Origin of the sequence: Streptomyces sp. XM83C, assembly GCF_023072675.1 — a bacterium.
In the GTDB taxonomy this organism is placed as follows: Bacteria; Actinomycetota; Actinomycetes; order Streptomycetales; family Streptomycetaceae; genus Streptomyces; species Streptomyces thermocoprophilus.
Genome location: NZ_JALLGL010000409.1, coordinates 1 through 4504, shown reverse-complemented (window position 1 = coordinate 4504; position 4504 = coordinate 1). Strand labels below are relative to the sequence as shown.

Genomic DNA, 4504 nt, shown 5'->3' with positions numbered 1-4504 from the left:
GGGTACGGCGCGCCCCAGCCGTTGCCCGCCCCCGCAGCCGCCCGGCACGCCCGCGTACGGCGACGCGTCGGGCTGCTGCGGACGGTCCGCGCCCGTGGGCGTGGGGGCGGTCTGCTGGTCGTACGGCTGCTCGGGCGTGGGCCGGGAGGCCGGCTCGGGCCCGGCGTCCGTCTGCTGCGAGGGGGTTGCGGGAGAGGCCACCGGCACCGGGGGTGCGGACGGGGCCTGGGGTACCGCGGTGCCCTCGTTCTCGGTGCTCACAGCTCTTCTCCTCGATCCACGGCTGTCGTTGTCGGTCGCACTCGGTCACGCTCGTTCACGCTTGTCGCCGACCCGGCGCGCTGAAGCTGTGCACGTTCATGTGTATGCCGTCAGCTTTTCCCACGGGCCGTCAGAGCACCATAAGCGGTGCCTGTGGGTCCGCAGTCATTCTTTATATAAGACCTTTGATGCATTTCCGGCGCACTGTCTGGCGCCTTCCGGCGCGTTCCCGATCTTGCGTTGCGCTTCCCACGTTCGTCCTTTCTGTTCCCGCTTCCTGTTCCCGCTTCCTGTTCCCGCTTCCTGTTCCCGGCTCGTTCGTCCGGTTTTCGTCTCGATCCGGGTGCCCGTCCGGGCTTCGGTCCCACGCCTGCCCGCTCCCGGTGGCACCATGACGCGGTGACCCACGCACGACAGCACCACATCCAGGTCGTCGCCCACCGCGGGGCCTCCGAGGACGCCCCGGAACACACCCTGGCCGCGTACCGGAAGGCCATCGAGGACGGCGCCGACGCCCTCGAATGCGACGTACGGCTGACCGCGGACGGTCACCTCGTCTGTGTGCACGACCGTCGCGTCAACCGCACCTCCAACGGCCGCGGCGCGGTCTCCGCGCTGGAGCTGGCCGACCTCGCCGCGCTCGACTTCGGCTCCTGGAAGACCCGGGACGCCTGGCGGGGCCGGGACGAGGAGCCGGACTGGGAGCACCGGCCCGAGGACCTGGAGGCCACCTCCGTCCTCACCCTGGAGCGGCTGCTCGAACTCGTCGCGGACGCCGGGCGGCGCGTCGAGCTGGCCATCGAGACCAAGCATCCCACCCGCTGGGCGGGGCAGGTCGAGGAGCGGCTGCTGCTCCTGCTGAAGCGGTTCGGCCTGGACGCGCCCGCGTCCCCTGCCGAATCGCCGGTACGGGTCATGAGCTTCTCGGCGCGTTCGCTGCACCGCGTGCGTGCCGCCTCGCCGACGCTGCCGACGGTCTACCTGATGCAGTTCGTCTCGCCTCGGCTGCGCGACGGGCGGCTGCCCTCCGGGGTGGGGATCGCCGGCCCGTCGATCCGGATCGTGCGCAACCATCCCGCGTACGTCGAACGCCTGAAGAAGGCCGGCCACCAGGTGCACGTCTGGACGGTGAACGAGCCCGAGGACGTGGACCTGTGCGCCCGCCTCGGTGTGGACGCCATCATCACCAACCGCCCGCGCGCGGTGCTGGACCGGCTCGGCCGCTGACCTTCTCCGGTCCGGCGCTCGGGCCTCGTACGGTCCGGGTGCGGGGCCTCTCTCGGGCTGCTCCCGATCCGCTCCCGGCTCGGCTCCGGGCCTGCTCCCGGGCCTTCGTCCGGACTTCCTCGCGTCCCTGCCGTCACGCCCGCACCAGCCGTTCCGGTCACAGGGAGTGCTCCGGCGCATTCGGAGCGTGATCGGCCGGTACGAATGCGTCACCGAGCGTGCACTGGCCGGTTTCCGGTACAGGCCAATGGGGCATCGACACCTTGGCGTGGGGCGAAGGAGGTCTCGGGGGTGGCGTTGGTGGTGGCACAGGAGGTGCCCACGTCGTCGAGCATGGCCGTTCCCCATGGCCCTGCGGGCGTGGGGAAAGCACGACACCGTATGCGCGATCAGCTGCGCAGGAACGGCGTGGCGGAATCGGTCATCGACGATGCCGTACTGATCCTTTCCGAACTCTTGAGCAACGCGTGCAAACACGGCCGCCCGCTGGGAGACGCCCTCGCCGGGGACGGTGACGTCCGGGCCGCGTGGCGGGTGGATCCGACCGGCAGACTCGTCGTCGAGGTGACGGACGGTGGCGGGCCGACCCGCCCCGCCCCGGCCACCCCGTCGATCACCGCGCACGGCGGACGCGGGCTCAGCATCGTCACGGCACTCGCCGACGACTGGGGGGTACGGGACGACATCCACGGCGAGGTCACGGTGTGGGTCGTCGTCCACGCCGATGTCTTCGACCCGGACGCGGGCCACCGGCGCCATGACTTCGCCGCGCGGGTGGCGGCCCCGTCGGTGGCGTCCATGCCGGACCTGGACTTCGCGGACGCGTTCGACGACCTGGACTGACCGGACGCGTTCGACGACCGGGACCGACCGGGCACGCCCCACGGCGTCGACCGACCGGACGCGTTCGACGACCTGGACCGGCCGGACGCGTTCGAGAGCCTGGACCGGCCGGGCACGCCCCACGGCGTCGACCGACCGGACTGGACCGTTCCGCCGGACCGGGCGACGGTCCGGGCGCGCGGCCCGGCGGTCGCATCGGTCCCGGTCGCCCGGTGTGCCCGCGCGGTGGGCGGCGTTGTCCACAATCCGCGCCTCGTCCACAGGTTCCCGTCGACTCCCGTCGAAGCAGCTAGGCTCCCGCCGTACCAGACGAGCCGTACCCGGGAGACGACCCACGATGGCCAAGAAGCGACCCCAGACGAAGGCCAAGCGCCCGCAGATCACGGACGGGGAGATCCCGGTCGTCGGCGCCCGCGAGCCCTGCCCGTGCGGCAGCGGCCGGCGGTACAAGGCATGTCACGGCCGGGCCGCGGCGCAGGCCGCGACCGAGCTGGTGCAGCGTCCGTTCGAGGGGCTGCCCGGCGAGTGCGACTGGGTGGCGCTGCGCGAACTGGTCCCCGCGGCCACGGTCGAGCTGACGCTGAAGGACGGACTGCCCGAGGGCGTGCCGTCGGTGACCCTCGCGACCGTGCTGCCGATGGCCTGGCCCGCGCTGCGCCGCGACGACGGCTCGGTCCTGCTCGGCCTGCAGAACGACACCGCGTCCGGCGACATCAGCCGCGACCTCGCCGACACGCTGCAACGCGCGCTCACCACGGACCCCGGTACGCCCGTCCAGGGCCGCCGCGCCCCCGCCGACGGGCCGCGTCTGCAGGACCTGATCGACCTGGGCAGCTCTTTCGAGCCAGTCGTGCACAGCGGCTTCGAGTTCTGGGTACCGGACGCGGAGAACGCGACACCGGAGGTGGCCGCCTCGCTGGAGCGGGCCAACGCCGCGGCGATCCCGACCGTGCGGCTGACCGGCGTGGACGCCGCGTACTGGTGCGAGACGCCGGACAAGAACCACCTGCGCTGGGTCATGCCGCACCCGGAGGAGCAGCTGCTGGACGCGCTCGCCCGGTTGCACGCGGCGGGCACGTCGGGCCTCGGCGAGGGCACGCGCCTGGTCGGCTCCTTCCGGGCGCACGGGCTCACGGTGCCGGTGTGGGATCTGCCCTCCTCGGTCGGCGCCGAGGACATCGAGAAGCCGGCGGCGGAGTTCGCCGAGCGGCTCGCCGCCGCCCTGGCGACCGACGCACCTCTCACCGCGGACGAGCGCCGGGCCCGCGGCGGGCTCACCAACCGGCAGATCACCCTCAGCTGACGCACGCCGGGACGGGCCGGGGACCACGGACCGGCCGACCGGTCGGTTTCGATACCCCGGAAAGGGTGACTCCGGTCACAACTCCCGTTGACCGCAAGGGAGTCGGGCACCGGAAATCCCCAGGTTCGGCCCTGTCGCACAGTGTCCGAATAGACAGGGGAAACATGAGATCGAATTTGCTTGGGGCCGATCTCTTGTTACCGTTTCAGTAGCCCGGTTGCTGGTGCATCCCCCGTCGCCAGCAACCGGGTCTTTCCATGTCGGGCGCCCTTCACACCGCGCCGCGAAGTGTCAACTGCCCGTAGGCGCAGTGGAGTTGCTTCCCACTCGCAACAGAAGCGGTCCGTCTTCTCCGGCCTCGGCGAATTCCGCCACGGCCGTGTAGCCGTCCGGTCCGCCCCGCACCGGCTCGCGGGGCGTGTCGCACACCTCCGGATCGTCACCCGCCCCCACCGCGCACCGCACCTGCACCGTCCGCCCCCGGGGCCCCATGAGGCTCAGTACGGCCTCCAGGGCTCGGCCCGTCGCGTTGCGGTGGTAGGTGCGCGCCCAGGTGTCGGCGCCCTGCGTCAGTACGCAGGTCTGCGCCTCGACACCGTCGGGCGAGGTGAGTTCCGGGCCGCAGCGGGCGGCGGTGGCGATGCCCACGCCGAGCGGCGAGCGGGAGCCGGAGGGGGTTCCGGCGGTGGGCTGTCCCACGGAGGACTGTCCTGCGGAGGACCACCCCTGGGCGGGGGTCCAGCGCGGGTTCCATTCCGGGGTCCTGTCCTGCGTCCGGACCCGGGCCCGGTCGTCGGGCGCCTTGGCGTCGCCGCCGCCCCCGGCGCCGGCGTCACCGGCTGCCCGACCGCCGTATCCCCCGCTGTATCC

The 4504-nt window shown here is 72.4% G+C and carries 4 protein-coding genes and 1 pseudogene; 3 read left to right on the top strand and 2 right to left on the bottom strand.

The window, feature by feature from the left end:
• Positions 1-261, bottom strand: a pseudogene (locus tag MTQ10_RS28265) (protease); the annotation flags it as partial.
• A gap of 399 nt (positions 262-660) precedes the next feature.
• Between MTQ10_RS28265 and MTQ10_RS28260 the strand changes: the two are divergent.
• The 3 genes from MTQ10_RS28260 (at position 661) to MTQ10_RS28250 (ending at position 3634) form a co-directional block, all read left to right on the top strand.
• On the top strand, positions 661-1488 hold the full coding sequence (locus tag MTQ10_RS28260; protein WP_247473172.1) for a glycerophosphodiester phosphodiesterase: 828 nt from the start codon (positions 661-663) through the stop codon (positions 1486-1488).
• Positions 1489-1692: 204 nt separating this feature from the next.
• The gene (locus MTQ10_RS28255) at positions 1693-2331 is read left to right on the top strand and encodes an ATP-binding protein (RefSeq protein ID WP_247473171.1); all 639 of its coding nucleotides are present in this window, start codon (positions 1693-1695) and stop codon (positions 2329-2331) included.
• A gap of 337 nt (positions 2332-2668) precedes the next feature.
• Positions 2669-3634 carry a DUF5926 family protein gene (locus tag MTQ10_RS28250; RefSeq protein WP_247473170.1) on the top strand — a complete coding sequence of 322 codons (966 nt, stop codon included), beginning with the start codon at positions 2669-2671 and terminating at the stop codon, positions 3632-3634.
• A 291-nt stretch (positions 3635-3925) separates the two neighbouring features.
• Here MTQ10_RS28250 and MTQ10_RS28245 read toward each other — a convergent pair.
• A partial coding sequence (locus MTQ10_RS28245; protein WP_247473169.1) for a hypothetical protein occupies positions 3926-4504 on the bottom strand: 579 nt, incomplete at its 5' end.